Raw genomic sequence first — 24943 nt, 5'->3', positions numbered from 1 at the left:
ACGGGTCACCGCCCGGCGGGCCGAGGAAGAGCGGCGGGTCACCGCCCGGCGCACCGAGGAAGGAAGGCGGGTCACCGCCCGCCCGGCCGGCGCGGTCCGCCGCGGTGTTCCACCAGCAGGCGGGAGCCGGTGCCGCGGCGTTCGCCGAAGGCGTCGTCGGGGTTGGACAGCACACAGGTGTCCAGGGAGAGGCAGCCGCAGCCGATGCAGTCGGTGAGGTGGTCGCGCAGCCGGTTGAGCTGCTGGATGCGCTCGTCCAGCTCGGAGCGCCACGCCTCGGAGAGGCGGGCCCAGTCGTCGCGGGTGGGGGTGCGCTCCTCGGGCAGTTCGGCGAGCGCCTCGCGGATCGTGGCCAGCGGGATGCCGACGCGCTGGGCGGCGCGGATGAAGGCGACCCGGCGCAGCGTGTCCCGGCTGTAGCGACGCTGGTTGCCCGGGGTGCGGCGGCTGCTGATCAGGCCCTTGGACTCGTAGAAGTGCAGGGCCGAGACGGCGGCGCCGCTGCGCGCGGCGAGCTGGCCGACGGTGAGCTCGTGGATCTTCTCGGGAATCTGAGGCACTCCGCAGACCCTACCCACCGGGTCCGTTGACAGGGGCCGCCCGGCCGACCATGCTAAGCAGTTGCTTAGCGATGACGTTGATGTGGGAGGCCGGGACAGATGGCAGAGCCGAGGATCTTCACCTCCGCCGACGAGCTGAAGGCGGCGGTGGGCGAGCGGTTGGGGTACACCGACTGGCTGGAGGTCGACCAGAAGCGGATCGACCTGTTCGCGGAGGCGACGGGCGACCACCAGTGGATCCACGTGGACCCGGAGCGGGCCGCCGCGGGCCCGTTCGGCACCACGATCGCCCACGGGTACCTGACCCTGTCGCTGCTGCCCCTGTTCGGGCCGCAGTTGCTCACCGTCGAGGGCGTGAAGATGGGCGTCAACTACGGCACCAACAAGGTGCGCTTCCCCGCCCCCGTGCCGGTCGGCTCCCGGGTGCGCGCCACCGCGACGATCACCGGCGTCGAGGACGTCACGGGCGGCGTCCAGGTGGCCGTCGCCTTCACCGTGGAGCGCGAGGGCGGCGACAAGCCGGTGTGCGTCGCGGAGTCCGTCTCGCGCTACTACCTCTGACCGGCGCCCCGGTCCTTGGCCCCCACCATGCGCAGCACGAGGTCGGCGTAGAGCGCGCCGACCTCGTCCGGGGTGCGGGGCCCGGCGGTGTTGAACCAGCGGGCCACGTCGATGCAGAGGGACAGCACGGCGAGGGTGGTGCCCTTGACGTCGAGCACCTCGAACTCGCCGGCGGCGATGCCGTCCTCGATGATCCCGCGCACCTCGGCGTCGCACTGCCGGCGCAGCGCCACGATCTCGGCGCGGGCCTCGGGGCCGAGCGCGTCCAGCTCGTACTGCACCACCAGAGCGGTGGTGCGCCGGCCGGCGTGCCAGCGGACGAAGGAGCCGACCGCGTCGGCGAGCCGCTCGGTGGCGCTGCCCTCGCCGCGGGCCGCGGTGCGCAGGATGTCCAGCGCCCGGTCGTGGCCGATCCGGCTGATGCGGTGCAGCAGCTCTTCCTTGGTCTTGTAGTGGATGTAGAGCGCGGCCGGGCTCATCCCGGCCCGCCCCGCGATGTCCCGGGTGGTGGTGGCGTGGTAGCCGCGCTCGGCGAACGCCTCCACGGCGGCGACCAGCAGCTTCCGGGCCGCGTCAGGGGTGACCTCGCTCCAGGGCTCGGTGTCGCCGCCCCTGGTCTCCTCCGCCGTACTCATCGCCTCTTGGCCCCTCTCGGTGACAGGAGGTCCACCATACCGCCGAAACTGAGCGACCGCTTAGCGCACCCCTGGTCAGAGCTTTTCGAACGGGTCATGGGCGGCGAGCAGCTTCTCCAGCCGGGCCTGGTCGACCCGGCTGACGAGCTGCCCGGCCTCCTGCCGGTCGCGGATGATCTTGGCGAGGGTGAAGGCGGAGGTGACGAGGTAGAGGACGGCGATCCCCAGGAAGGCCCGCACCCAGGCGTCGGCCTCCAGATTGACGATGCCGATGGCGGTCGCGGCGATGGCGACCGCGAACGACGCGACCGCCTGCCCGTAGAAGGCGGCGGTGCTCTGCTGCTTGACCGGTGTGTCACTCATGCCGACCAGCGTCGGCGCACCCGGCCGCCGCCGCATCCGCCGGAATACTCAGACCGGCTACTCAGAACGGCTGCTCAGACCGGCTGCTGAGACCGGCTGCTGAGACCGGCTGCTCAGTCCGGCTGCTCAGTCCGGCTGCTCAGAACGCCGATACGCCGGTCAGCGCGCGCCCGATGACCAGCTTCTGGATCTGGCTGGTGCCCTCGTAGAGGGTCATCACCCGGGCGTCGCGCAGCAGCTTGCCCGCCGGGTACTCGTCGATGTAGCCGTAGCCGCCGAAGACCTGAAGGGCGTTGTTGGCGGCGCGCACGGCGGCCTCCGAGGCGAACAGCTTGGCCTTGGAGGACTCGACGGCGAAGGGCTGCCCGCGGTCGATCAGGTCGGCGACCCGCCAGGTCAGCAGCCGGGCGGCGTCCACGTCGACGGCGATGTCACTGATCAGCTCCTGGACGAGCTGGTGACCGGCGATGGGCTTGCCGAACTGCTCGCGCTCCCCCGCGTACCGGACGGCCGCGTCCAGCGCGGCCTGGGCTATGCCGACGCAGCCGGCCGCGACCGACATCCGGCCCTTGGCCAGGGCGGACATGGCGACCGGGAAGCCCCGGCCCTCCTCGCCCAGCAGCGCGGAGGCGGGTACCCGGACGTCCTCCAGGACCAGTTCGGCGGTGGCCTGGCCGCGCAGGCCGAGCTTGCCGTGGACGGTGCGGCGGGACAGGCCGGGGGTGTCGGTGGGCACCAGGAAGGCGGAGACGCCCTTGTGGCCGGGGGCGTCGGTGGAGCGGGCGAAGAGCAGGACGACATCGGCCCAGGTGCCGTTGGTGATGAACATCTTGGTGCCGTTGATCACGTAGTCGCCGCCGTCGCGGACCGCGCGGGTGGCGAGGTTCCCGGCGTCGGAGCCGGTGCCCGGCTCGGTCAGGCCGAAGCAGCCGACGTACTCGCCGGAGGTCAGCCCCGGCAGCCACCGGCGCTTCTGCTCCTCGTCCCCCCAGGCGGCGACGGTCTTGGCGACCAGGCCGAGGGAGACCGAGACGATGCCGCGCACCGAGGAGTCGCCGCGGCCCAGCTCCTCGGTGACCAGGCAGTACGCGAGGTGGTCGCCGCCGCAGCCGCCGTACTGCTCGTCGACGGTGAGCCCGAGGAAGCCGACCTCGCCGAGCTTCTTCACGATGGCCCGGTCGACCTCCTCGGCCCGGTCCCAGGCCACGACATGGGGGGCGATCTCGCGCTCCACGAAGTCCCGGGCCAGTTGCCGCACGGCCCTCTGCTCCTCGCTCAGCTCCAGGTCCATGGCGCCCCACCTCACAGGAAAATTAGCACTGCTAGTTTCTCTTGGCAGCCCTACTATGTGCGCCATGGCCCGACCGCGCAAGCCCCTGCTCAGCACCGACCGGATCGTCCAGGCGGCTCGCGCCCTGGTGGACGCGGAGGGGCTGGCCGCCGTTTCCACCCGCCGCCTCGCCGCGGAACTCGGGGTGAGCGGCCCCTCGCTCTACAACCACTTCCGCACCAAGGACGAGATCCTGGAGGCGGTCGCCGACTCGGTGAGCGCCCAGGTCGACCTGTCGATGTTCGAGGACGGCCGGCCCTGGCGGACCGCGCTGCACGACTGGGCCGTCTCCTACCGGGCCGCCCTGCGCGACCACCCCAACATCGTCCCGGTGCTGGCCCGCGGCCCCGGCCGCCGCCCGGCCGCGCTGCACCTGGCGGACGCGGTGTACGGGGCGATGGTCGAGGCGGGCTGGCCCCCGGCGCAGGCCACCTCGATCGGCGCGCTGATGCGGTACTTCGTCATGGGCTCGGCGCTGGGCTCCTTCGCGGGCGGCTTCCCGGACGACGCCGGCGCCTACGACCCCGAGGACTACCCGCACCTCCAGCAGGCCCACCGGCTCGCCGAGCAGCAGGAGAAGATCGACGAACGGGCCTTCGAGACGGGCCTGGCCGCCCTGCTGGACGGGCTGGCCCAGCAGTACGAGCAGGTACAGCGGACGGCGTAGCTCCGCTCACCGCGGCGGCGCCGGGTCAGGCGTCCGCCGCCCGGCCGTGACGCCGGGTCAGGCGTCCGCCGCCGCCCGGGTGAGCGTCTCGTCGGCGGCGGCGCCCGCCAGCACGGCGTCCAGCAGTCCGGGGTAGCGCGCGTCGAGGTCCTCGCGGCGCAGGGTGAGCAGGTTCTCCCGGCCGGAGGGGCGCTGCCAGATGACGCCGCTCTCGCGCAGCACGCGCCAGTGGTGGGTCATGGTCGACTTGGCGGTGATCCCCAGGACCGCCAGCACGCTGCCGCAGTTGTGCTCCCCGCCCGCGTCGAGCACCCGCACGGCGGCGAGCCGTACCGGGCTGCCCAGCGCGGACAGCACGCTCTCGATCCGGATCTGGTCGCGATCGGGGTGGCGGCTCATGCTCCCACAGTACCGCGACATACGAACGTTCCCTCGGTACGCCTTTCCTCGAACAGTCCGACTGCACTAAGTTCCTCGTACAGTAGAACGATGTGACGGCCCGGGTGCCCCGGCCGCCACACGCGTCCGTACGCGCCGACCCCGAAGGAGCGTCTTGTCATGTCCGCTACCTCAGCGCCGTCCCGCGGGGCCCCCGGAGGCGCCCCGCGCCACCTGGGGTGGACCCTCGCCCTGCTCGCCCTGGCCCAGTTGCTCTACGGCCTCGACCTGAACATCGTGTTCGTGGCCCTCCCGGAGATCGGCCAGGACCTGGGCTTCCCCGGCCAGACCCAGCAACTGGTGGTCAGCGCCTACGTCGTCTTCGCCGGCGGCTTCCTGCTGTTCGGCGGGCGCGCGGCCGACCTGCTGGGCCGGCGCCGGATGTTCGTCCTCGCCCTCACCCTGTACGCGCTGGCCTCGCTGGCCGGCGGTCTCGCGCCCGGCCCCGGGTACATCGTCGCGGCCCGGGCCGTCCAGGGCATCGGCGGCGCGCTGCTGCTGCCGTCCACCCTCTCCCTGATCAACACCCTGTTCGCGGAGGGCCCCCAGCGGAACCGGGCCCTCGCGGTCTGGGGCGGCGCCGGCGCCAGCGGTCTGACCCTCGGCGCGCTCCTGGGCGGCGTGCTGACCGACAACTTCGGCTGGTCCGCCGTCTTCTACGTCAACGTGCCGCTCGGCGTCCTGATCGCGCTGGGCGCGCTGTACGTCGTCCCGCGCGACCCCGCCCGCACCGAGCGCCGCAGGTTCGACCTGCCGGGCTCGCTCAGTGTCACCGGCGGTGCCACCCTGCTGGTGTTCGCCCTCGTCGAGGGCCCCGAACTCGGCTGGGGCGACGGGCTGGTGATCGGTGCGTCCGTCCTCGCCGTCCTGCTGCTGGCGCTGTTCGCGCTCGTCGAGGCGCGCAGCGCCGACCCGCTGATGCCGTTCCGGCTGCTGCGCAACCGCCACCTCACCGTCGGGATGCTGGTCACCTTCCTCTACATGGCGACCTTCGGCGTGCTGCCGTACTTCCTCACCGTGCTGATGCAGAGCGTGCACGGCTACGACGCCCTGCGCACCGGTCTGGGCTTCCTGGTGCCGTCCCTCGCGATCGCCACCGGCACCCAGCTCGGGGAGCGGCTGGCCGGCCGGATCGGCACCCGCGCCACCCTGGTCACCGGCTTCGTCACCGGCGTGGCCGGGACGGTCGCCCTCGCCTTCGGCTTCGACGTCGACGCCGGGTACGGGCTGCTGGTGCCCGGCCTGATCGTCTCCGGCGTCGGCCAGGGCATCGTCTGGACCGCGATGTGGATCGCGGCGGCGACCGGTACCGCCCCGCACGAGCAGGGCGTGGCCAACGGCATGGCGTCGACCGCCCTGAACCTCGGCAACGCCATCGGCCTGGCCGTCTTCACCGTCCTCGCCGACCTCGGCACCGAGGGCCTGACCGGCCGGGAGCTGAGGGCCGCGACGGCCGACGGCGAGTTCCGGGTGGTGCTGCTCACCGCGGCGGGCATGGCCGCCGGCCTGCTCGCCACCCTTCTGCTGAAGCGGCGGCCGGAGCGCGTTTCCGGACCGGCGCCGGAGGGCGAGGAGGTGCTGGTGGCCCGCTGAGCCATGGGCGGCGGCACCGACGCTTCGGCGGGGACCGAAGCGTCGGTGCGCCATGCTGGACCCATGGCACGGGACCCCCAGGCAGGACACCTCGCGCGGCTCGCCGCGCTGATCGCCGACGACACGCGGGCCGCGTGTCTGCTGGCGCTGCTCGACGGGCGGGCCTGGACCGCCGGTGAGCTGGCCCGGCACGCGGGCGTGGCCCCCTCCACGGTCAGCGAGCACCTCGGCAAGCTGGTCGCGGGCGGACTGCTCAGCGAGGAACGCCAGGGGCGGCACCGGTACGTGCGGCTGGCCGACGACCGGGTGGCGCACCTGGTGGAGGACCTCACCGCGCGGATCGCGCCCGAGGCGGCGGCCCGGCGGCCCCGTACCCTGGCCGCGGCGGGCGCCGGGTCGGCGATGGCCCGGGCCCGGACCTGCTACGACCATCTCGCCGGGCGGCTCGGGATCGCGCTGACCGACGCGCTGACCGCCCGGGGCCTGCTGCGGCAGGACACCGGGTTCGCGCTGACGGAACCGGGGCTGGCCTGGTTCGCCGGCGCCGGTATCCCGCTGTCCCGCACCGGCCGCCGTCCGCTGGCCCGGGCCTGCCTCGACTGGACCGAGCGGCGGCCCCACCTCGCGGGCGTCGCGGGCGCGGCCCTGTGCCGGCACGCGCTGGACGCGGGCTGGTGCGTACGCGTCGGCAGCGCGCGGGCGGTGAAGGTGACGGAGGCGGGCGAACGCGCGCTGTCCGAACTGCTCGGCATCAACGCGGCGGCCCTGCGCTGACCCGGCCCCGGCTTTCCCGGACCGGATCAGCCCTGCGCGGACCCGGCCCCGACTGCCCGGACCGGATCAGCCCTGCGCGGGCCGGCCCCAGCCCCCGGCCGGGTCGGCCCAGCGCGGGCCCGGTCCCGGCCCCCGGACCCGTCCGGACCCGTCCGAGAACCGCCGCCCCCCTCCCCCGTAACGTCAGGAGCATGATGAACGTCTCCCCCGCCCGCCGTCCCGAGCTGCTCGCTGCCGGTGCCGCCACGGTCACCGTGGTGCTGTGGGCCTCCGCCTTCGTCTCCATCCGCAGCGCGGGCGCGGCCTACTCGCCGGGCGCGCTGGCGCTCGGCCGGCTGCTGTCCGGGGCGCTGGTGCTGGGGGTGATCTGCCTGCTGCGCCGCGAGGGGCTCCCGCCCCGGGCGGCCTGGCGGGGCATCGCGATATCCGGCGTGCTCTGGTTCGGCTTCTACATGGTCGCCCTGAACTGGGGCGAGCAGCAGGTCGACGCCGGCACCGCCGCGCTGGTGGTGAACATCGGCCCGATCCTCATCGCGCTGCTCGGCGCCCGGCTGCTCGGCGACGCGATGCCGCCCCGGCTGCTGGCGGGGATGGCGGTCTCCTTCGCCGGGGCGGTGACCGTCGGGCTGTCGATGTCCGGCGAGGGCGGGGCCTCGGTGCTCGGGGTGGTGCTGTGCCTGCTGGCCGCCGGGGCGTACGCGGCCGGAGTGGTCGCCCAGAAGCCGGCCCTGGGCCACGCGAGCGCCCTGCAGGTGACGACGTTCGGGTGCCTGACCGGGGCGGTGCTCTGCCTGCCGTTCGCGGGGCAGTTGGCAGGCCAGGCGGCCGACGCGCCCCTCTCGGCGACGCTCAACATGGTCTACCTCGGCGTCTTCCCGACCGCGCTGGCCTTCACCACCTGGGCGTACGCCCTGGCCCGTACGACGGCCGCCCGGATGGGCGCGACGACGTACGCGGTGCCCGCGCTGGTCGTCCTGATGTCGTGGCTGGCGCTGGACGAGGTGCCGGGGGCGCTGACGCTGGTCGGCGGGGCGCTGTGCCTGGCGGGGGTGGCGGTGTCCCGGTCCCGGAGCCGGCGGGCGGCCGCCGCTCCCCGGGTGGTGGCGGAGCGGCGGCCGGAGGAGCCCGCCCGGATCCAGGACCGGACCTAGAAGACGACCAGGGCCCGGCCCCCCTTGCCGGCCAGCATGTTGTCGAAGGCCGCCGGGATGCCGTCCAGGGCGATGCGCTCGGTGACCAGGGCCCCGAGGTCGAGGCGGCCGGCGCGCACGTGGTCGGCGAGGACCGGCAGGTCGCGGGCCGGGTCGCAGTTGCCGTAGACGCAGCCGGCCAGGGTGCGGCCCCAGTGGAAGATCTCCAGGGCGTTGAAGGTGACCTGCTGGTCCTTGCCGCCGATGCCGACGACCGTGGTGCGTCCGCCGCGCCGGGTGGACTCCCAGGCGGTGCGGATGGTGACCGCGCGGCCGACGCACTCGACGGCCACGTCGACGCCCTGCTTGCCGGTGAGGCCCCGGATCTCGCGGGGGGTGGTGTCGGAGGCGATGAGGTAGTGGGTGGCGCCGGCGGCGCGGGCCAGTTCCTCCTTCTCCGGCGAGACGTCGACGGCGACGATCGTCGAGGCCCCGGCGATCCGGGCGGCCTGGAGGGTGGCCAGGCCCACTCCCCCGACGCCGAAGACGGCGACCGTCTCGCCGGACCGCACCTTCGCCGCGTGGTGGACGGCGCCGTAGCCGGTGAGGACGGCGCAGCCGAGCAGGGCGGCGTCGGTGAGGGGGACGCCCGCGGGGGCGGGCAGGACGCAGGCGGCGTCGACCACGGTCTCCTCGGCGAACGCGGCGACGTTCAGGCCGGGGTGCAGGCCGGTGCCGTCGTCGGCGCGGCGGGCGTGCGTGCGGGCGGCGCCGGTGAGGGCGTTGGCGCAGAGCCAGACCTCGCCGAGGGTGCAGGGGTGGCAGGTGCCGCAGGACGGCGCCCAGTTGAGGACCACCTCGTCGCCGGGGGCGAGGTGGGTGACGTCCGGGCCGACCGCGAGGACGGTGCCGGCGCCCTCGTGGCCGAGGACGGCGGGCAGCGGTACCCGCATGGTGCCGTTGGACAGGGACAGGTCGGAGTGGCAGACCCCGGCGGCGGCCAGCTTGACCCGGACCTGGCCGGGGCCGGGCTCGGGCAGCTCGATGCCGGTGATCTCCAGCGGGGAGCCGATCGCGGGGACGACGGCGGCGCGAACGAGGGCCATGGCGGAGGCAACTCTCCTAGAACTGGAGGGACTTGGTCTGGAGGTACTCGGTGAGTCCGTGCGCGCCGAGTTCCCGGCCGACGCCCGACTGCTTGTAGCCGCCGAACGGGGCGAGGGGGTTGAACCGGCCGCCGTTGATGTCGACCTGCCCGGTCTCCATCCGCCGGGCGAAGGCGACCGCCTCCGCCTCCCGACCGGCCCAGACCGCGCCCGCGAGGCCGTAGACCGTGCCGTTGGCGATGCGCAGGGCGTCGTCCTCGTCCTCGTACCTGAGGACGGTCAGGACGGGGCCGAAGATCTCCTCCTGGGCGACGGTCATCTCGGGGGTGACGTCGGCGAAGACGGTGGGGCTGACGTAGTAGCCGCGCTCGCGCGGGGCCTCGGGGCCGCCCGCGACCAGCCGGGCGCCCTCGGCGACGCCCTGCTCGATGTAGCCGCGGACGCGCTGCTGCTGCCTGGCGTTGACGACCGGGCCGATGCGGTCGCCGTACTTCGCGGCGGCGGCCGCGGCCAGTTCGACGGCCTCGTCGTACTGGTCGCGGTGGACCAGCATCCGGGTCCAGGCGCTGCACGTCTGCCCGGAGTTGGACATGACGTTGGCGACGCCGACGTTGACCGCCTTGGCGAGGTCGGCGCCGGGCAGGATCACGTTGGCGGACTTGCCGCCGAGTTCGAGGGCGACGCGCTTGACGGCGGCACCGGCCGCCGCGCCGATCCGGCGGCCGACGGCGGTGGAGCCGGTGAACGACACCATGTCCACGCCCTCGTGCTCGGCCAGGGCCTGCCCGGCGACCGGGCCGAGGCCGGTGACCAGGTTGAACACCCCCGCCGGTACGCCGGCCTGGTCGACCGCCTCGGCGAACAGTTGCGCGACGAGCGGGGTGTCCTCGGCGGGCTTGAGCACGAGGGTGCAGCCCGCGGCGAGGGCCGGGGCGACCTTGGCGACGATCTGGTGCAGCGGGTAGTTCCAGGGGGTGATGGCGCCGACCACCCCGATCGGCTCCTGGTACACCACCGAGTTGCCGACCTTCTCCTCGAAGGCGTACGTCCCCGCCAGTTCGGCGTACGAACCCGCCACCGCGATCGGCGCCCCGGCGTGCACCGCCTCGGAGAACTTCAGCGGCGAGCCCAGCTCGGCGGTGACGGTCGCGGCGATCTCGTCCTTGCGGGCCACCAGGACGTCCCGCAGGGCGGCCAGGCGCGCGGCCCGTTCGGCGGGCGGGGTGGCGGCCCAGCCCGCGAGGGCACGGCGGGCGGCGGTCACGGCGGCGTCGACGTCCAGGGCGGTGCCGGCCGGGACCTCGCCGATCACCTGCTCGTCGGCCGGGTTCACGACCTCGATCGTGTCCCGGCCGGCGGGGGGTCGCCAGGCGCCGTCGATGTACATGCCGTCGTGAGCCTTCATGGCGTTCCTTCCGGGCGGTCCTCGTCGTCCGAGGCCCAAACTAGCGCCGTTAGTTTTCCGGCACCAGGGGCGACCGACATGGCGCGGCTCACCCTGCCCCGCCCGGCCCTCACTCCTCCAGGTCGGGCAGTCTCGCCGGGGCGGGGCAGATCCGCTCGCCGTGCTGGTCGAAGACGAACAGGTGGGCGAGGTCGACGAGGAGCGGGACCTGCATGCCGCGGCGCAGGTCGATGTCCGGGGTGGTACGGACGATCAGGTCACCGGGGAGGCGGCCCTCGGGGGGCACGGGGTCCTCGCGGCGGGCGGGGGCCGCATTCCATCCCCGGTCCCGGCCCTGGTCCTTGTTTCGGTCCCGGCCCTGGTCCTGGTCCTTGTGTCGGTCCTGGTCCTTGTGTCGGTCCTGGTCCTTGTGTCGGTCCTGGCCCTCGCCTTCGTCCTGATCCTGCGGGTCGTCCAGGACGACCACCGGGCCGGCCCGCAGGGCGCCCGCGCGCTCCTTCAGCTTGTCCAGGACGGTGCCCTCGCGGCGGCGGCGCCGGGCCGGGCGGACCGGGCGCGGGGCCTCCAGTTCCGGGACGACGGCGGGGCGGGAGCCGGTGTCCAGGTGCACGAGGGCCTCGTGGCCCTGGAACTCCACGTGCTCCACCAGGCCGGTGATCAGTACCTCGCCGGGGCGGGCGGAGGCCGGCTTGGCGATCCGGACCGCCTCCGAACGCAGGCCGACGATGACCTCGCGGCCCTGCTGGACGCGGAGCAACTGGTGGTCGAGGCTGAGCGGTTCGGGCAGCCGCAGGTACTGCTTGCCGAGGCTGATGGTCATCGCCCCGTCCAGCGGGGCGCGGATCAGGCCGCGCAGCAGGTTGATGCGCGGGGTGCCGATGAAGGCGGCGACGAAGACGTTGGCGGGCAGGGCGTAGACCCGGCGGGGCGTGTCGACCTGCTGGAGGACCCCGCCGCGCAGCACGGCGACCCGGTCGCCGAGCGACATCGCCTCGGACTGGTCGTGGGTGACGTACACCGTGGTGACGCCGAGTTCGCGGGTGAGCTTGGTGATCTCGGCGCGGAGGTGGTTGCGGAGTTTGGCGTCGAGGTTGGAGAGCGGTTCGTCCATCAGGAAGGCGGAGGGGTGGCGGGCGATGGCCCGGCCCATGGCGACGCGCTGGCGTTCGCCGCCGGACAACTGGGCGGGGAGGCGGTCCAGGAGGTCCTCGATGCCGAGCATCCGGGCGGTGGCGTCGACCCGTGGGCCGGGGTCGGCCTGGGGGTTCTCCACGCGCAGGGGGAAGCCGATGTTTCCCCGGCCGGTCATGTTCGGGTAGAGGGCGAAGTTCTGGAAGACCATCGCCATGCGGCGCTCGGCGGGGAGCAGGTCGTTGGCGTACTGGCCGTCCAGCAGCAGTTGGCCCTCGGTGATCTCCTCCAGGCCGGCGATCATCCGCAGGACGGTGGACTTGCCGCAGCCGGAGGGGCCGAGGAGGACGAGGAACTCGCCGGGCGCGATGTCCAGGGAGAGGCGGTCCACCACGCGGACGCCTCGGGTGTAGGTCTTGCTCACGTCGTGCAGGGTGATGGCGCGTGTCATGAGGGTGCCCCCGAAGGCTCACGCTGGTGCTCGCCTCGTGCGGGGTGGTGCTGTACGGGGCGGCGTGTGGGTGACGGAAGTTAACGGATTGTGCGCGGGTGGGGAAGACGTGGGGCGGGATCGGGTGGGGGGTTCGGAGCGTGGGGTGGGGGGCGTGGTTGTTCTGTGGGGGTTTGTGCGGGGCGTGTTGCGCGGCTCGGCGTTGACACGGTGCCGTCAGGGCGTTGCGCAGCCCGGCGGAGCGGCGGGCTCCGGTCAGGGCGTTGCGCAGCCCGGCGGAGCGGGGTGCCGCCCGCGCCCACCCGTGCCGCCCCAGGCGGCACGCATGCCCGCGGCTGGGCGGGGGCGGCCGCCCGCGGCTGGGCGGGGGCGGCCGGTCGCGGATGGGCTGGGGGGCGGCCGGTCGCGGCGGGGTGGGGATCAGTGCTGGGGCTTGGAGGTTGGGGTGGGGTCCGAGGAAGGGGAGGGGTGAGGACGGCGAGGTGCGCGGAGCGAGGTCGCTGAGGAGGTGAGGAGGAGGGCGGCCAGGAGGAGGAAGGGGGAGGCCGGGCCGGTCGTGCCCGCGATCAGGCCCGCCGCCGCGGGGGCCGCGACCTGGCCGAGGCGGTTGCCGGTGAGGCGCAGCGCGAGGGCGGTGGAGCGGGCCTCGGGCGGGGCGGCCTGGACGACGGTGGTCATGGACAGCGGCTGGCCGACGCCGAGGCAGAAGCCCAGTACGGCCAGGACCAGGGCCAGCGCCCACACCGGCAGCGGCAGCGCGACGGCCGCGCACAGCAGCGCGGCCAGCGCACACGTGGTCGCCAGCAGCGCGGTGCGGCCCAGCAGGCGCAGCAGCGGCGTCAGCACCAGCCGGCAGGCGATCGTGGCCGCCGCCCGCAGGCTGAGCAGGGCGCCGATCACCGAGGGCGCGATGCCCCGGTGTTCGCCGACCACCGGCAGGTAGGCGGTGAGGATGTCGGTCGCGGAGAGCACGGAGAGGCTGACCAGCATCCCGGCGGGGACGCCCCGGGCCCGCAGGATGCGCCCGACGGGGACACGGGCCCCCGGCGCGGCGGACGCCTTGACGGCCGTACGGTGTTCGATGCGCCACAGGGACGTGAGCGCGACCGCCCCGCCCGCGCCCGCCGCCACCAGGGCGAGGGCGCTGCTGCGGGCCATGTCCGAGCCGTCGACGACCGCGCCCGCGGCGATCGGGCCGAGGAGCTGGCCGAGCGAGGCGCCGATGGTGAAGTGGCCGAAGTTGCGGTCCTGTTCCTGGGGCGCCGACTGGCGGGCGACCAGCGACTGCGCGCCGATCACGAAGCACAGGTGGCCGAGGCCCATCACGCCGCTCCACAGCGCCATCGTGCCCAGCGACCCGGCGAGGCCGCTGAGCGCGCAGCCGCCGGAGATCAGCACCACCCCGGCGGGCAGCAGGGGCGCGCAGCGGCCGTGGTCGGTGCGGCGGCCCAGCGGTACGGCGGCGAACAGCGGCAGCAGCGCGTAGACGCCCGCGATGACACCGACGGCCCGTTCGTCCGCGCCCAGGGCGAGGGCCCGGTAGGAGACGGCGGGCCGGGCCATCGACACCGCCCCCTGCGCGAAGGAGAAGGCGATGACGAGGCGGAGCAGCCAGCCGCGGTTCCCACCGGGCCCCATGGTCGTTCCTCCGGTACGTACGACGGGTCAGACGATGCCGAACAGGATGGCCGCGCCGAGGACGACCAGGCAGGTGAGGGCCGCCCACTTCACGACGAACCGGGTGTGGTCGCCGAACTCGACCTTGGCCATGCCGACGAGGACGTACACGGCGGGGACGAGCGGGCTGGACATGTGCAGCGGCTGGCCGACGATGGAGGCGCGGGCGATCTCCAGCGTGGAGACGCCGTGGGCCTGGCCGGCCTCGGCGAGGACGGGCAGGACGCCGAAGTAGAAGCCGTCGTTGGACATGAAGTAGGTGAGCGGCAGGCTGAGCAGGCCGGTGACCAGGGCCATGTGCGGGCCCATGCCCTCGGGGACCGCGCCCACCAGCCAGTCGGCCATGTGGTCGACCATGCCGGTGCCGGTGAGGACGCCGGTGAAGACGGCGGCGGCGAAGACCATGCCGGAGACGTTGAGGACGTTCTCGGCGTGGGCGGCGATCCGGGCCTTCTGGTCGGGCATGTGGGGGAAGTTGACGGTGAGCGCGAGGGCGGCGCCGATCAGGAAGAGCACCGGGATCGGCAGCAGCTCCATGATCATGGCGGCGAGCAGGGCGACCGTGAGCAGCGCGTTGAACCAGTACAGCCTGGGCCGCAGGGTGGGCCGGTCGGGGTCCAGGCCCTGGAGTCCGTGGTCGTCGGCCCCGGCGGCACCGGAGGCGGACGCACCGGAGCCGGCCCCGCCGGACCCCGTACCGCTCCCCCCGCCGGCCACGCCACCCGCGCCGACCGCGCCCCCCGCGCCGACCAGCACGGCCTCCTTCTCCCTCTCCTTCTCCCCGGCCGGCGCCGCGTCCAGCGTCAGCGTGCCCAGCCGCCTGCGTTCGCGCAGGCCGAGGACGTAGGAGAGGACGACGACGAAGAGCAGGCCCGCGGCGAGGGCCGGGATCATCGGGACGAAGATGTCGGTGGCGTCCACCTTGAGCGCGGTGGCCGCGCGGGCGGTGGGGCCGCCCCAGGGCAGGGTGTTCATCACGCCGTTGGCCATGGCGGCGACGCCGGTCAGCACGACCATGCTCATCTTCAGCCGCTTGTAGAGCGGGTACATCGCCGACACGGTGATCATGAACGTGGTGGAGCCGTCGCCGTCCAGGGAGACGATCGCGGCGAGCAGCGCGGTGCCGACGACGATGCGCATCGGGTCGGCCTTGCAGAAGCGCAGGATCGCGCGGACGACCGGGTCGAACAGGCCGACGTCGATCATCACCCCGAAGTAGACGATCGCGAACATGAGCATCGCGGCGGTGGGGGCGAGGCTGGAGACGCCGTCGATGACGTAGTCGCCGAGGTGGGCGCCCTTGCCGACGGCCACGCAGAACAGCGCGGGGATCAGCACGAGCGCCGCGATCGGCGACATCTTCTTCAGCATGATCAGGACCAGGAAGGTCGCGATCATGGCGAAGCCGAGGAGGGTCAGCATGAGTGAGTACCTAACGTTCGCCTTTGAACATCCCACCTGGGACCGGCGGTGCGACGACGTTAGGTGCCCCCGGACGGCGTTAACAAGATGTCGACGTGCGAGCAATAAGCGCAAAACTCCAGGTCACGCGGGGGTGCTCACGGTCACGGGGATGCCGTTGAGGACCGCGTTGCCGGACAGCGGGTCCAGCGCGGTGCCGTCGAGGAGCTGGTTGACGTTGGCGCCGGGCACGGTCGCGGCGTGGGTCAGGCGGGTGCCGGGCCGGTCGTGGCCCCAGCCGTGCGGGAGGCTGACCACGCCGGGCCGGACGCCGTCGGTGATCTCGGCGGGGACGGTCACCGCTCCCCCGGCGCCCTTGACCCGCACCGGCGCCCCGTCGCGGACGCCGAGCCGGGTGGCGTCCTCGGGGTGGATGTGCAGGGTGCAGCGGTTGGAGCCGCCGGTGAGGGCGGGCACGTTGTGCATCCAACTGTTGTTGGAGCGCAGATGGCGGCGGCCGACCAGGACCAGTCCGGCGGGGCGGTCGGTCAGGGCCCGCTTGAGCCGGGGCAGGTCGGCGGCGAGGGGGGCGGGCAGGAGTTCGATCTTGCCGCTGCGGGTCTTGAGGGGTCCCGGGAGGCGGGGGCGGAGCGGGCCGAGGTCGATGCCGTGCGGGTGGGCGAGGAGCTTCTCCAGGGTCAGGCCGTCGGGGCGGGCGCCGAAGCCGTCGCCGTACGGGCCGAGGCGGAGCATCATGTCGAGCCGCCGTTCGGGGCCGTCCGCGCCGGTGAGCAGGCCGGCCAGGTCGCGGGGGTCGCGGCCGTGGACCGGGGAGTGCGGCTCGCGCACCGCCTTGCCGAGGGTCCGTTCGACGACCATCGCGTCGACGGCGCCCGGGTCGGCGCCGTGTCCGCCGGTGGCGGCGAGGACCAGGCGGGCGAGGATCTCGGTCTCGGCCATCCTGCCGGGTTCCAGGGGGACGGCGGGGCGGGTGTAGCGGACCTGGTGGCGGACGGCGAGGGTGTTGAAGGAGAAGTCGTGGTGCGGGCTCTGGGCGGGCGGGGGCGGCGGCAGCACGACGTGGGCGTGGCGGGAGGTCTCGTTGAGGTAGGGGTCGACGCTCACCATGAAGTCGAGGGAGCCCAGGGCCTTGTCGAGGCGGTCGCCGTCGGGTGCGGAGAGCACGGGGTTGGCGGCGACGGCGATGAGCGCGCGGACCGGTTCGCCGTCGGGGGTGGCGGTGTCGATCTCCTCGGCGAGGGCGGCCAGCGGCAGTTCGCCCTTGGCCTCGGGGTGCCGGCTCACCCGGGAGTGCCAGCGGCCGAGGTCGAAGCCGCGCCCGGGTCCGGCGGGGCGCGGGGTCCGGTCGGTGGCGGCCTGCGGGAAGAGGGCGCCGCCGGGCCGGTCGAGGTTGCCGGTGAGGATGTTGAGGACGTCCACCAGCCAGCTCGCCAGGGTGCCGTGCGGGACGGTGCAGGTGCCGATGCGGCCGTAGACGGCGGCGGTGGGCGCGGCGGCCAGTTCACGGGCGAGGGCGCGGATCTCCTCGGGCGGTACGTCGCAGGCGGCGGCGACCGCCTCCGGGGTGAAGTCGCCGAGCGCGGCGCGGAGTTCGGCGACGCCCTGGAGGTGCGGGGCGAGCGCGCCGAGGTCGGTCAGCTCCTCCGCGAAGAGGACCTGGGCGAGCGCCGCCAGCAGCAGCGCGTCGGTGCCGGGCCGGATCGGCACGTGCCGGTCGGCGAGCCGGGCAGTGCGGGTGCGGCGCGGGTCGACGACGGTGAGGGTGCCGCCGCGGGCCCGTAGCGCCTTGAGCCTGCCGGGGAAGTCGGGGGCGGTGCACAGGCTGCCGTTGGACTCCAGCGGGTTGGCGCCGAGCAGCAGCAGGTGGTCGGTGCGGTCCAGGTCCGGTACGGGGATGGCATTGGCGTCGCCGAAGAGGAGCCCGCTGGAGACGTGCTTGGGCATCTGGTCGAGGGTGGAGGCGGTGAAGACGCTGCGGGTGCCGAGGCCGCCGATCAGGAGGGGCGGGTAGAGGCCGCCGGCCATGGTGTGCACGTTGGGGTTGCCGAGGACGACGCCGACGGCATGGGGACCGTACCGCTCGGCGACCCGCCGGACACCCGCGGCGACCGCGTCGAACGCCTCCTCCCAACTGGCCTCCCGCAGGGCGCCGTCGCGGCGTACCAGGGGGGTGCGGAGCCGGTCGGGGTCGGCGTCGAGGGCGCCGAAGGAGGCGCCCTTGGGGCAGATGAACCCCCGGCTGAACACGTCGTCGGCGTCACCGCGGGCGGCGGTCACCCGGCTGCCGTCGAGGGTCAGGGTCAGGCCACAGGTGGCCTCGCACAGGGGGCAGATGCGCAGGGCGGTGCGGGACACGGGGTCCTCCCGGTGGGCGGGGCGGCGGCGGGGAGCGTGGAGCGTCGAACGTGGCAGCGAGCATACCGACCGGTAGGCATGTCGGGGAGGGTCTGTGGGACGCCCCGTCACACAGACCCGCAAGGCGGGGGGTGCCGCCTCAGTCCAGCACCCGCCCCAGATACGCCCGCAGCAGTCCCCGCGTCTCGTCGATGATCTTCGGGTCGCCCTCCGGAGCGACCCGGAAGGCGAGCTGGACCAGGGTGTCGGCGGTCTCCACGGCGATCAGGAACACCCGGCGCAGATCGTCGTCGGGCCGGCGGCCGAGGTGGCCGGCGAGCAGGTCGGTGAGGCGGTCGGCGACCCGGTGGTTGGGGGCGGCGGAGCGGCCGCCGACCGGGATCTGGTTGCCGAAGTCGACCAGGGAGAAGCCGGGCGCGGTCCGCTTCATCGCGAGGTACTCGTCGAGCACCGCGTCCAGCGCCGTGCGCCAGTCGCCGTCGCCGCCGCCGGTCTCGCCCAGCTTCCCGGTCACGCGCTCCGCGAACCGCTCCAGGTTGCGCTGGGCCAGCGCGTCGGCCATCTGCCGCTTGTTGCCGAAGAAGCGGTAGACCGAGCCGATGGGCACTTCGGCGCGCTGGGCGACGGCGCGGGTGCTCAGCCCGTCGTAGCCGACCTCGTCGAGGAGGTGGGCGCAGGCGTCGAGGATCCTGGTCAGCCGTTCGGCGCTGCGCCGCTGGACGGGGGCGCGGCGCAGTGGGGAGGTGGGGGGCACACCGCTCATGATGCCCTCCCGGCGGACGCCGGTGAACCGTTCCCGGGGGACGGGGCCGCGGCGTCCGGTCCGGAGGCGGTGATGTCCGCCGTGCTGCGCACCGGCTCGCCGTCGACGGCCCAGACGGTGCCGTCGTCGGCGCCCAGTTGGGCGGTGACGTGGTGGGTGCCGCGCGGCACCAGCTCGCCGGGGAGGCGGTGGCCGGGGCCGCGCAGCTCGGCGACCAGGTCGCCGTCGACGTAGAGGTAGGCCAGCCCCCGGCCGGCCACCGCCCGCCCGGCCGTACCGGCGGGCGAGAAGCGGAAGTTGCGCAGGGTGAGGCGGACGTCCCAGCTCGCGTCGGCCTCGGGCTGCACCTCGATGCCGACCTCGGGGGCGCCCTCGGCGTCGACCTCGCGCAGGGTCCGGCCGTCCTCGTCGGTGGCGTCCAGGAGCCGGCCCGCGGGCGCGGCCGAGGCCGTCCGCTCCGGCTGGCCGGCGTCACTGGAGCCGCAGCCCGCGGATCCGGTCAGCAGCAGGACACAGACCGCGAGCGCGGCGAAGGGTCTCCGCGTCCACGTCATGACCGGAGCCTAGAACACGAGTCCGACCACCGAATCCTCCCGGGGTCGGAAGCACACACCCCGTGCGCACCCCTTGCGCCCGGGAAACCGCAATCCTACGGTGATGCAGAGGAATCGAGCGCGCGAGGGAGCGAGCATGAGCGGGGACGCGCGGAAGGCCGCCGAAGGGCTGTCCTACCTGTCGGGATTCGGCAACGAACACAGTTCGGAGGCGGTGCCGGGCGCGCTGCCCGAGGGCCGCAACTCGCCGCAGCGCGCGCCGCTCGGCCTGTACGCGGAGCAACTGAGCGGCACCGCGTTCACCGAGCCCAGGGCCCAGAACCGCCGCTCGTGGCTGTACCGCATCCGCCCGTCGGCCGCCCACCCGGCGTTCACCCGCACCGGCAACGGCACGGTCCGCACCGCCCCGTTCACCGAGACGGTCCCCGACCCCAACCGGCTGCGCTGGGACCCGCTGCCCGAGCCGCCGGAGGGCACCGACTTCCTGGCCGGCCTGTGGACGCTGGGCGGCAACGGGGACGCGGCCCAGCGCACCGGCATGGCCGTGCACCTGTACCACGCCACCGCCGACATGCGCCGGGTCTTCGGCGACGCCGACGGCGAGCTGCTGATCGTCCCGGAGCGCGGCGGCCTGCTGCTGCGCACCGAGTTCGGGCTGCTGCACGCCGAGCCGGGCCATATCGCGCTGGTCCCGCGCGGGGTGCGGTTCCGCGTCGAGCTGCTGGACGGCACGGCCCGGGGGTACGTGTGCGAGAACTACGGCGCCCCGTTCCGCCTCCCCGACCTCGGCCCGATCGGCGCCAACGGGCTGGCCAACCCCCGGGACTTCCGGGCCCCGGTCGCGGCGTACGAGGACGTCGAGGGTCCGGTGGAGGTGGCGCACAAGTACTGCGGCAACCTCTGGAGGGCCACCTACGACCACTCCCCCCTCGACGTCGTCGCCTGGCACGGCAACCACGTCCCGTACGTGTACGACCTGCGCCGCTTCAACGTCATCGGCACGATCTCCTACGACCACCCGGACCCGTCGATCTTCACGGTGCTGACCTCGCCGTCCGACACCCCGGGCCTGGCTGGCGTGGACTTCGTGGTGTTCGCGCCGCGCTGGCTGGTGGGCGAGGACACCTTCCGGCCGCCGTACTTCCACCGGAACGTGATGAGCGAGTACATGGGCCTGATCGAAGGGGCGTACGACGCGAAGACGGCCGGGGAGGGTGGCTTCGTACCGGGCGGCGGCTCGCTGCACACCATGATGTCGGCGCACGGCCCGGACCGGGAGACCTTCGACCGGGCGAGCGCGGCCGACCTGCGCCCGCAGCGGATCGACGACGGGCTGGCGTTCATGTTCGAGACCCGCTGGCCGGTGATCCTGACCCCGCAGGCCGCCGGCGCGCCCCATCGGCAACAGGGGTACGACGACGTGTGGCGGGGCCTCCAGCGGCACTTCCGCCCCTTGCACTGAGCGATCGCCTACCGGTACGGATGGCCCGTGACCTCCTTCGCCCCGGACTCCGTCGTCCTGAACCGCAAGCTGCCGCTCTGGTACCAGGTCTCGCAGTCGCTGCGCGCCTCGATACTGGGCCGCTCGCCCCAGGACCCGCTGCGGCTGCCCACCGAGGAGCAGTTGGCCGGGCACTACGGGGTGAGCGTGCTGACCATGCGGCAGGCGCTGAAGGAACTGGAGGACGAGGGGCTGATCACCCGGCACCGGCGGCGCGGCACCTTCATCGAGCCGCACGCCCTGCGGGCCGCCCCGGTGCGGCTGCTGGGCTCGGTGGACGCGATCGTGGCCCAGCAGTCCGGCATGAAGACCGAACTGCTGGACCGGGGCACCGTCCCCGTGCCGCCCGGCCTCGCCGAGTACTTCCCCGATCTCACCGAGGTGGCGGCGTACCACCGGCTGCGCAGCGACGAGGAGACGGGTGAGCCCACCAACCACGCGCACAACCACGTCCGTCCGGAGCTGGCGGCCCGGATCGACCCGGACGACCTGGCCCGCTGGCCGATGACGAAGGTGCTGCGGGACGTGGTGGGCGCGGACATCAGCCGCATCACCGACACCGTGGAGGCCCGGCTCGCGGACCCGGAGACGGCCCGGCTGTTGGACGTGCCGCTGCTCAGCCCGATCCTGTACTACACGGGCGTCACCTACGACTCGGCGGGGCGGGTGCTGGACGTGGCGGTCATCCACTACCGGGGGGACCGCTTCTCGTTCACCGTCACGCTGGACGCCACCTGACCGCCGGGGCCGCCCGTCGTACGATGCCGGGCGTGACGCACGACGACGCTCCGCCGCTGGCGGACCTCATGCCGTGGTCCGTCGCACCGCCGCGGCTCGGCCGGGGCTGGCCGGCGGCCCCCGACCCGGCGTCCCTGAAGGCGCGCTGGGACGCGCTGCTGAAGGCCGAGGGCCCGGACCGGGAGGCGCTGCTGGAGCCGACCCGCGCCCGGTCCCTGCACACCGCGGTCGGGAAGCTGCCGGGCGGCGCGGGCGGCACCGAGAAGCTGGCCCGCGCCTCGGGCCCCTGCCCGGAGCCGGTACGGGTGCTGCGGGCGCCCTTCGACGAGCAGTGGCTGATCCCGGACCACCGGCTGATCGACGCGGCCCGTCCGGAGCTGTGGCGGGTGGCGGACGCGCGGCAGACCTTCGTCGTCGAGACCCCCGACGCGCCCGCCCCGCTCCTGGCGACCGCCCTGCCGCCCCTGTTCGGGCCGGGCCGGATCCGCCCGTTCCACCGGCGCCCCGGCGGCACCGAACCCAACCTGGCGCCGGGCCTGCTGGACCACCTCGCCGTCCGGCTCGGCACCCGCCCCGACCCGCTGGACGTGCTGGCCTGGACGGTGACCGCGGCCCGCCCCGGCCCGGTGGTGCCGCTCACCGCGGACCCCGGGGTGTGGGCGCGCGGAGTCGCGCTCGGCCACCGGGCGCTGTGGCTGATGCGCCGCGACGGCGAGCGCCCCAAACTGCCGGGCGGCCGGCGCCCGTACGTCCGCGCCCCGCTGCCGCCCCGCCCGCTGACCCTGCGCTACGACCGGGAGGAGGAGGCCCTGTACCTGGACGAGGGCCGCATCGCCCCGGTCCCGCCGGCCGCCTGGGACACCGAGACCGGCGGGACCCGGGTACTGGAGCGCTGGTTCACGGCCCGCACCGCCGAGGCCGGGCCGGGCACCCTCGCCGCCATCCGCCCCGCCCACTGGCCGCAGAGCTGGACCTCCGAACTCCTGGAACTCATCACGGTCCTGGCCCTGCTCGCCGAGGTCCGCTCGACGGCCGCCGGCCTGCCCCCGGCCGCCCCGATCACCGCATCGGAGCTGCACGACGCGGGCGTCCTCCCGCCCCCCGCCGCCACCCGCCGCCCCGCCTCCGTCCTGGACCCCCACGAGGAGGGCCCGGAGGGTCAACTGGCGCTGATCTAGGGGCCTTCAGGAGAAGCCGTCCAGGACGCGGGTGACCGCCCGCCGGAAGACCGCCTCCAGGTCGATCGGCCCGGCGTCCTCCGCGAAGGCCGCCGCCATCCGCGGATAGGCGCCGGTGGCGATCTGCCGGCCGAGGTAGGCGATCCGCACGGCGTTCTCCTGCTCCTCCGACCAGGGCAGCGAGCGGGTGCGTTCGGCGGTGGCGAGCTCGTTGGAGACGTACGTCGTCACCACGCCGTTGATCATCGCGATCAGCTCCAGCTTGGTGCCGTAGGGCGCGTCGAGCGGGTCCAGACAGGCCAGGCAGTGCTCCAGGAAGCGCAGAGAGTTGGGGCTGAAGCCGTAGACCGGCGACATCAGGCGCGGCAGCCAGGGGTGGCGGTGCATCAGCGCGCGGGTCCGGTCGGCCACCCGCACCATGTCGGCCCGCCAGTCCCCGCCGGGCTCCCACAGCTCGTGCTCGCCGCCCACGGCGTCCACCATCAGCTCGTGCAGGTCCTCCTTGCGGGGGACGTAGTTGTAGAGCGACATGGTGCCGCAGCCCAGTTCGGCGGCGACCCGCCGCATCGAGACGGCGTCCAGGCCCTCCGCGTCGGCGATCCGCACCGCGGCGGCCGCGATGTCGGCACGGCGGTAGGCCGGCCGGGGCCCCCGGCCGGTGCGCTCGGGGCGCGCCCAGATCACTTCGGGTTCGGCCGCTCGGCCCGCCATCGGTCATCACCTCGCCCACCATCCTAGTTACGTACACCGTACGTAGTGCGCTAAGGTCGCCCCATGACGACTACGTACGCTGTACTTAGTGAGGGTCTGGAGAAACGCTTCGGGGAGGTGCGGGCCCTCGCGGGGCTGGATCTCGCGGTGCCGGAGGGCACCGTGTGCGGGATCCTCGGGCCGAACGGGGCGGGCAAGACCACGGCGGTGCGGCTGCTGACCACGCTGCTGCGGCCGGACGCGGGCTCGGCGCGGGTGGCGGGGCACGACCTGGTGCGGGAGCCGGCGGAGGTACGCCGCCGGATCGCGGTGACCGGGCAGGACGTCTCGGTCGACGGGGACCTCACCGGACGGCAGAACCTGCGGCTGTTCGCGAGGCTGCACCGGATACGGGACGCCCGGGCGCGCACGGCCGAGCTGCTCGACCGGTTCGGGCTGGCGGAGGCCGCCGACCGGCCGGTGTCCACGTACTCGGGCGGGCTGCGCCGGCGGCTGGACCTGGCGGCGAGCCTGCTGCGGCGGCCCGAGGTGCTGTTCCTGGACGAGCCGACGACCGGCCTGGACCCGGCGAGCCGGAACCGGATCTGGGCGGCGGTACGGGAGCTGAGGGAACGGGGCACCACCGTGCTGCTGACCACGCAGTACCTGGAGGAGGCCGACCGGCTCGCCGACGACATCGCCCTGGTGGACCGGGGCCGGGTCGCGCACACGGGCTCCCCGGCGGCGCTGAAGGCGCTGGTCGGTGCCTACGCCGAGGCCGTGGTGACCGACCCGGCGGCGCTGGTCCGGGCCGCCGCCGTGCTGGACCGGCTCACCGGCGCCGAGCCGGCCCTGGACGCCGCCCGGCTGACCGTCGGCGCGGTCAGTACCGATCCGGCGCTGACGCTGCCCCGCCTGGTGCGCGAACTGGACGCCGCGGGCGTGCCGCTGGCCGACGCGCGACTGCGCCCGCCCACTCTCGACGACGTCTTCCTCCGCCTGACCGGCAGCAAGGAGCCCGTGGCATGAACACCCTCGCCCATGACGGCACGGCGATGCTGGGCCGCCAGTTGCTGCGGATGCGGAACAACCCGGGGCTGCTGATCCTCACCCAGTCGATGCCGGTGAGCATGCTGCTGTTCTTCGGTTACGTCTTCGGCAGCGCGCTGGCGATGCCGGGCGCGGAGTACCGGGCGTTCCTGGTGCCGGGTCTGCTGGTGGCGACGGCGGCGGGCGGGATCATGACCGGGATGTTCCAGGCGGCGCAGGACACCCACCGGGGCGTGACGGACCGGTTCCGCACCCTGCCGGTGAGCCGGGCGGCGGTGCCCCTGGGGCAGGCGGTGGCGGATCTGGTGGTGACGGCCGCGGGGACGGTGCCGTTCCTGGCGGTCGGGCTGGCGGTGGGCTGGCGGGTGGAGGGCGGGGCCCTCCGGGCGGCGGGCGCGCTCGGCCTGCTGCTGCTGTTCCGGTTCGCGGCGAGCTGGGCGGGGATCTGGCTGGGGCTGCTCACCCGGAGCGAGGAGGCCGCCGGGCAGTTGGGCGGCGCGGTCTTCCTGCTGCCGCTGCTGTCCAACGCGTACATCCCGGTCGAGGGGCTGCCCGGCTGGCTCCGGACGCTCGCGGAGTGGAATCCGATCAGCGCGGTGACCACGGCACTGCGGGACCTCTTCGGCAACGCGCCGGTCCCGGACGGGGCGGCCTGGCCGGTGGCGCACCCGGTCGCCGGGGCGCTGGGGTGGTGCGCGGTGCTGCTGGCGGTGTTCGTGCCGCTCGCCGTCCACCGCCACGCGCACGGGAAGGGCTGAGCCGGGGGCCGGCCCGCACCCGGGCGTACACCGGGGCGCCGCCGCGTGCCGTGGGGATGACGGTCGACGCGGGCGCGGCGCGTGCCGGGGCGGTGTGGCCGCCGGGGTGCGGG

At 74.3% G+C, this 24943-nt stretch carries 24 protein-coding genes; 10 read left to right on the top strand and 14 right to left on the bottom strand.

The genetic code is table 11. The annotated features are described in order from the left end of the window. Positions 1-71: 71 nt before the first annotated feature. On the bottom strand, positions 72-560 hold the full coding sequence (gene soxR / locus IE316_RS22535) for a redox-sensitive transcriptional activator SoxR (RefSeq protein WP_190206257.1): 489 nt from the start codon (positions 558-560) through the stop codon (positions 72-74). Between the two features lie 99 nt (positions 561-659). Between soxR and IE316_RS22530 the strand changes: the two genes are divergently transcribed. Continuing rightward, positions 660-1121, top strand: coding sequence for a MaoC family dehydratase (locus IE316_RS22530; protein WP_190206256.1), 462 nt, complete (start codon positions 660-662; stop codon positions 1119-1121). Here IE316_RS22530 and IE316_RS22525 read toward each other — a convergent pair. From IE316_RS22525 to IE316_RS22515, 3 genes are all read right to left on the bottom strand, one after another. Beyond that, complete coding sequence (locus tag IE316_RS22525) at positions 1112-1756, bottom strand: TetR/AcrR family transcriptional regulator (RefSeq protein ID WP_190206255.1); 645 nt, start codon at positions 1754-1756, stop codon at positions 1112-1114. The two genes, IE316_RS22530 and IE316_RS22525, sit on opposite strands and share 10 nt — an antisense overlap. 75 nt (positions 1757-1831) lie before the next feature. Then, a complete protein-coding gene (locus tag IE316_RS22520) occupies positions 1832-2119 on the bottom strand; it encodes a YiaA/YiaB family inner membrane protein (RefSeq protein ID WP_190206254.1) in 288 nt (95 codons plus the stop codon). Positions 2120-2258: 139 nt separating this feature from the next. Further along, on the bottom strand, positions 2259-3410 hold the full coding sequence (locus tag IE316_RS22515; RefSeq protein WP_190206253.1) for an acyl-CoA dehydrogenase family protein: 1152 nt from the start codon (positions 3408-3410) through the stop codon (positions 2259-2261). Between the two features lie 64 nt (positions 3411-3474). Between IE316_RS22515 and IE316_RS22510 the strand changes: the two genes are divergently transcribed. Then, positions 3475-4116 carry a TetR/AcrR family transcriptional regulator gene (locus IE316_RS22510; RefSeq protein WP_190206252.1) on the top strand — a complete coding sequence of 214 codons (642 nt, stop codon included), beginning with the start codon at positions 3475-3477 and terminating at the stop codon, positions 4114-4116. A 57-nt stretch (positions 4117-4173) separates the two neighbouring features. On the opposite strand, the gene IE316_RS22505 is transcribed toward IE316_RS22510, so the two are convergent. Then, positions 4174-4515, bottom strand: coding sequence for an ArsR/SmtB family transcription factor (locus IE316_RS22505; protein WP_190206251.1), 342 nt, complete (start codon positions 4513-4515; stop codon positions 4174-4176). A gap of 159 nt (positions 4516-4674) precedes the next feature. Between IE316_RS22505 and IE316_RS22500 the strand changes: the two genes are divergently transcribed. The 3 genes from IE316_RS22500 to IE316_RS22490 all read left to right on the top strand — a co-directional run bounded on the left by IE316_RS22500 (position 4675) and on the right by IE316_RS22490 (position 8072). After that, a complete protein-coding gene (locus IE316_RS22500) occupies positions 4675-6147 on the top strand; it encodes an MFS transporter (RefSeq protein ID WP_190206250.1) in 1473 nt (490 codons plus the stop codon). A 63-nt stretch (positions 6148-6210) separates the two neighbouring features. Continuing rightward, complete coding sequence (locus IE316_RS22495) at positions 6211-6921, top strand: ArsR/SmtB family transcription factor (protein ID WP_190206249.1); 711 nt, start codon at positions 6211-6213, stop codon at positions 6919-6921. Between the two features lie 191 nt (positions 6922-7112). Beyond that, positions 7113-8072, top strand: coding sequence for a DMT family transporter (locus IE316_RS22490; protein WP_373311261.1), 960 nt, complete (start codon positions 7113-7115; stop codon positions 8070-8072). Here the strand turns inward: IE316_RS22490 and IE316_RS22485 are convergent. The 8 genes from IE316_RS22485 to IE316_RS22445 form a co-directional block, all read right to left on the bottom strand. Then, positions 8069-9157, bottom strand: coding sequence for a Zn-dependent alcohol dehydrogenase (locus IE316_RS22485; RefSeq protein ID WP_190206248.1), 1089 nt, complete (start codon positions 9155-9157; stop codon positions 8069-8071). The two genes, IE316_RS22490 and IE316_RS22485, sit on opposite strands and share 4 nt — an antisense overlap. Before the next feature lie 16 nt (positions 9158-9173). Beyond that, on the bottom strand, positions 9174-10562 hold the full coding sequence (locus tag IE316_RS22480; protein ID WP_190206247.1) for an aldehyde dehydrogenase family protein: 1389 nt from the start codon (positions 10560-10562) through the stop codon (positions 9174-9176). A 109-nt stretch (positions 10563-10671) separates the two neighbouring features. Continuing rightward, positions 10672-12144, bottom strand: coding sequence for an ABC transporter ATP-binding protein (locus IE316_RS22470; RefSeq protein ID WP_229910520.1), 1473 nt, complete (start codon positions 12142-12144; stop codon positions 10672-10674). A 420-nt stretch (positions 12145-12564) separates the two neighbouring features. Further along, positions 12565-13782, bottom strand: coding sequence for an MFS transporter (locus IE316_RS22465; RefSeq protein ID WP_190206246.1), 1218 nt, complete (start codon positions 13780-13782; stop codon positions 12565-12567). Positions 13783-13809: 27 nt separating this feature from the next. Then, positions 13810-15243 (bottom strand): CitMHS family transporter, encoded by a 1434-nt coding sequence (locus IE316_RS22460; RefSeq protein WP_190206245.1) that lies wholly within the window; start codon positions 15241-15243, stop codon positions 13810-13812. A 123-nt stretch (positions 15244-15366) separates the two neighbouring features. Further along, positions 15367-17598, bottom strand: coding sequence for a molybdopterin oxidoreductase family protein (locus IE316_RS22455; RefSeq protein WP_190206244.1), 2232 nt, complete (start codon positions 17596-17598; stop codon positions 15367-15369). Positions 17599-17737: 139 nt separating this feature from the next. Continuing rightward, positions 17738-18361 (bottom strand): TetR/AcrR family transcriptional regulator, encoded by a 624-nt coding sequence (locus IE316_RS22450; RefSeq protein WP_190206243.1) that lies wholly within the window; start codon positions 18359-18361, stop codon positions 17738-17740. Then, on the bottom strand, positions 18358-18915 hold the full coding sequence (locus tag IE316_RS22445) for a hypothetical protein (protein ID WP_229910519.1): 558 nt from the start codon (positions 18913-18915) through the stop codon (positions 18358-18360). The genes IE316_RS22450 and IE316_RS22445 overlap by 4 nt, the downstream gene beginning before the upstream one ends. A gap of 136 nt (positions 18916-19051) precedes the next feature. Between IE316_RS22445 and hmgA the strand changes: the two genes are divergently transcribed. From hmgA to IE316_RS22430, 3 genes are read left to right on the top strand one after another with little or no spacing between them, the layout of a single operon-like run. Further along, positions 19052-20377 carry a homogentisate 1,2-dioxygenase gene (gene hmgA, locus IE316_RS22440; RefSeq protein WP_190206242.1) on the top strand — a complete coding sequence of 442 codons (1326 nt, stop codon included), beginning with the start codon at positions 19052-19054 and terminating at the stop codon, positions 20375-20377. A 27-nt stretch (positions 20378-20404) separates the two neighbouring features. After that, positions 20405-21154, top strand: a complete 750-nt coding sequence (locus tag IE316_RS22435; protein WP_190206241.1) for a GntR family transcriptional regulator — start codon at positions 20405-20407, stop codon at positions 21152-21154. Between the two features lie 23 nt (positions 21155-21177). Continuing rightward, positions 21178-22332, top strand: a complete 1155-nt coding sequence (locus tag IE316_RS22430; protein ID WP_190206240.1) for a type ISP restriction/modification enzyme — start codon at positions 21178-21180, stop codon at positions 22330-22332. Positions 22333-22338: 6 nt separating this feature from the next. Here IE316_RS22430 and IE316_RS22425 read toward each other — a convergent pair whose 3' ends face one another. Beyond that, positions 22339-23043 carry a TetR/AcrR family transcriptional regulator gene (locus IE316_RS22425; protein ID WP_190206239.1) on the bottom strand — a complete coding sequence of 235 codons (705 nt, stop codon included), beginning with the start codon at positions 23041-23043 and terminating at the stop codon, positions 22339-22341. A 63-nt stretch (positions 23044-23106) separates the two neighbouring features. Here IE316_RS22425 and IE316_RS22420 point away from each other — a divergent pair, with 63 nt between their 5' ends. Both IE316_RS22420 and IE316_RS22415 read left to right on the top strand, forming a co-directional pair. Further along, positions 23107-24051 carry an ATP-binding cassette domain-containing protein gene (locus IE316_RS22420; protein ID WP_190206238.1) on the top strand — a complete coding sequence of 315 codons (945 nt, stop codon included), beginning with the start codon at positions 23107-23109 and terminating at the stop codon, positions 24049-24051. Next, positions 24048-24830, top strand: a complete 783-nt coding sequence (locus IE316_RS22415; protein ID WP_190206237.1) for an ABC transporter permease — start codon at positions 24048-24050, stop codon at positions 24828-24830. Before IE316_RS22420 ends, IE316_RS22415 begins: the two co-directional genes overlap by 4 nt. The last annotated feature ends 113 nt before the right edge of the window (positions 24831-24943 follow it).

This window comes from Streptomyces fumanus, from assembly GCF_014655295.1.
GTDB lineage: Bacteria > Actinomycetota > Actinomycetes > Streptomycetales > Streptomycetaceae > Streptomyces > Streptomyces fumanus.
Note: the sequence above shows the minus strand (reverse complement) of the source record. Positions and strands in the feature narration are given on the sequence as shown.

Excerpts from the sequence above, each read along its gene's own strand:
- IE316_RS22525 (WP_190206255.1), bottom strand. The coding sequence starts at position 1,756 with ATGAGTACGGCGGAGGAGACCAGGGGCGGCGACACCGAGCCCTGGAGC.
- IE316_RS22450 (WP_190206243.1), bottom strand. The coding sequence starts at position 18,361 with ATGAGCGGTGTGCCCCCCACCTCCCCACTGCGCCGCGCCCCCGTCCAG.
- hmgA (WP_190206242.1), top strand. The coding sequence starts at position 19,052 with ATGAGCGGGGACGCGCGGAAGGCCGCCGAAGGGCTGTCCTACCTGTCG.
- IE316_RS22530 (WP_190206256.1), top strand. The coding sequence starts at position 660 with ATGGCAGAGCCGAGGATCTTCACCTCCGCCGACGAGCTGAAGGCGGCG.
- IE316_RS22485 (WP_190206248.1), bottom strand. The coding sequence starts at position 9,157 with ATGGCCCTCGTTCGCGCCGCCGTCGTCCCCGCGATCGGCTCCCCGCTG.
- IE316_RS22445 (WP_229910519.1), bottom strand. The coding sequence starts at position 18,915 with ATGACGTGGACGCGGAGACCCTTCGCCGCGCTCGCGGTCTGTGTCCTG.
- IE316_RS22415 (WP_190206237.1), top strand. The coding sequence starts at position 24,048 with ATGAACACCCTCGCCCATGACGGCACGGCGATGCTGGGCCGCCAGTTG.
- IE316_RS22505 (WP_190206251.1), bottom strand. The coding sequence starts at position 4,515 with ATGAGCCGCCACCCCGATCGCGACCAGATCCGGATCGAGAGCGTGCTG.
- IE316_RS22490 (WP_373311261.1), top strand. The coding sequence starts at position 7,113 with ATGATGAACGTCTCCCCCGCCCGCCGTCCCGAGCTGCTCGCTGCCGGT.
- IE316_RS22460 (WP_190206245.1), bottom strand. The coding sequence starts at position 15,243 with ATGCTGACCCTCCTCGGCTTCGCCATGATCGCGACCTTCCTGGTCCTG.
- IE316_RS22430 (WP_190206240.1), top strand. The coding sequence starts at position 21,178 with ATGCCGGGCGTGACGCACGACGACGCTCCGCCGCTGGCGGACCTCATG.
- IE316_RS22425 (WP_190206239.1), bottom strand. The coding sequence starts at position 23,043 with ATGGCGGGCCGAGCGGCCGAACCCGAAGTGATCTGGGCGCGCCCCGAG.
- IE316_RS22515 (WP_190206253.1), bottom strand. The coding sequence starts at position 3,410 with ATGGACCTGGAGCTGAGCGAGGAGCAGAGGGCCGTGCGGCAACTGGCC.
- IE316_RS22465 (WP_190206246.1), bottom strand. The coding sequence starts at position 13,782 with ATGGGGCCCGGTGGGAACCGCGGCTGGCTGCTCCGCCTCGTCATCGCC.
- IE316_RS22520 (WP_190206254.1), bottom strand. The coding sequence starts at position 2,119 with ATGAGTGACACACCGGTCAAGCAGCAGAGCACCGCCGCCTTCTACGGG.
- IE316_RS22480 (WP_190206247.1), bottom strand. The coding sequence starts at position 10,562 with ATGAAGGCTCACGACGGCATGTACATCGACGGCGCCTGGCGACCCCCC.
- IE316_RS22420 (WP_190206238.1), top strand. The coding sequence starts at position 23,107 with ATGACGACTACGTACGCTGTACTTAGTGAGGGTCTGGAGAAACGCTTC.
- IE316_RS22510 (WP_190206252.1), top strand. The coding sequence starts at position 3,475 with ATGGCCCGACCGCGCAAGCCCCTGCTCAGCACCGACCGGATCGTCCAG.
- IE316_RS22495 (WP_190206249.1), top strand. The coding sequence starts at position 6,211 with ATGGCACGGGACCCCCAGGCAGGACACCTCGCGCGGCTCGCCGCGCTG.
- IE316_RS22470 (WP_229910520.1), bottom strand. The coding sequence starts at position 12,144 with ATGACACGCGCCATCACCCTGCACGACGTGAGCAAGACCTACACCCGA.
- IE316_RS22500 (WP_190206250.1), top strand. The coding sequence starts at position 4,675 with ATGTCCGCTACCTCAGCGCCGTCCCGCGGGGCCCCCGGAGGCGCCCCG.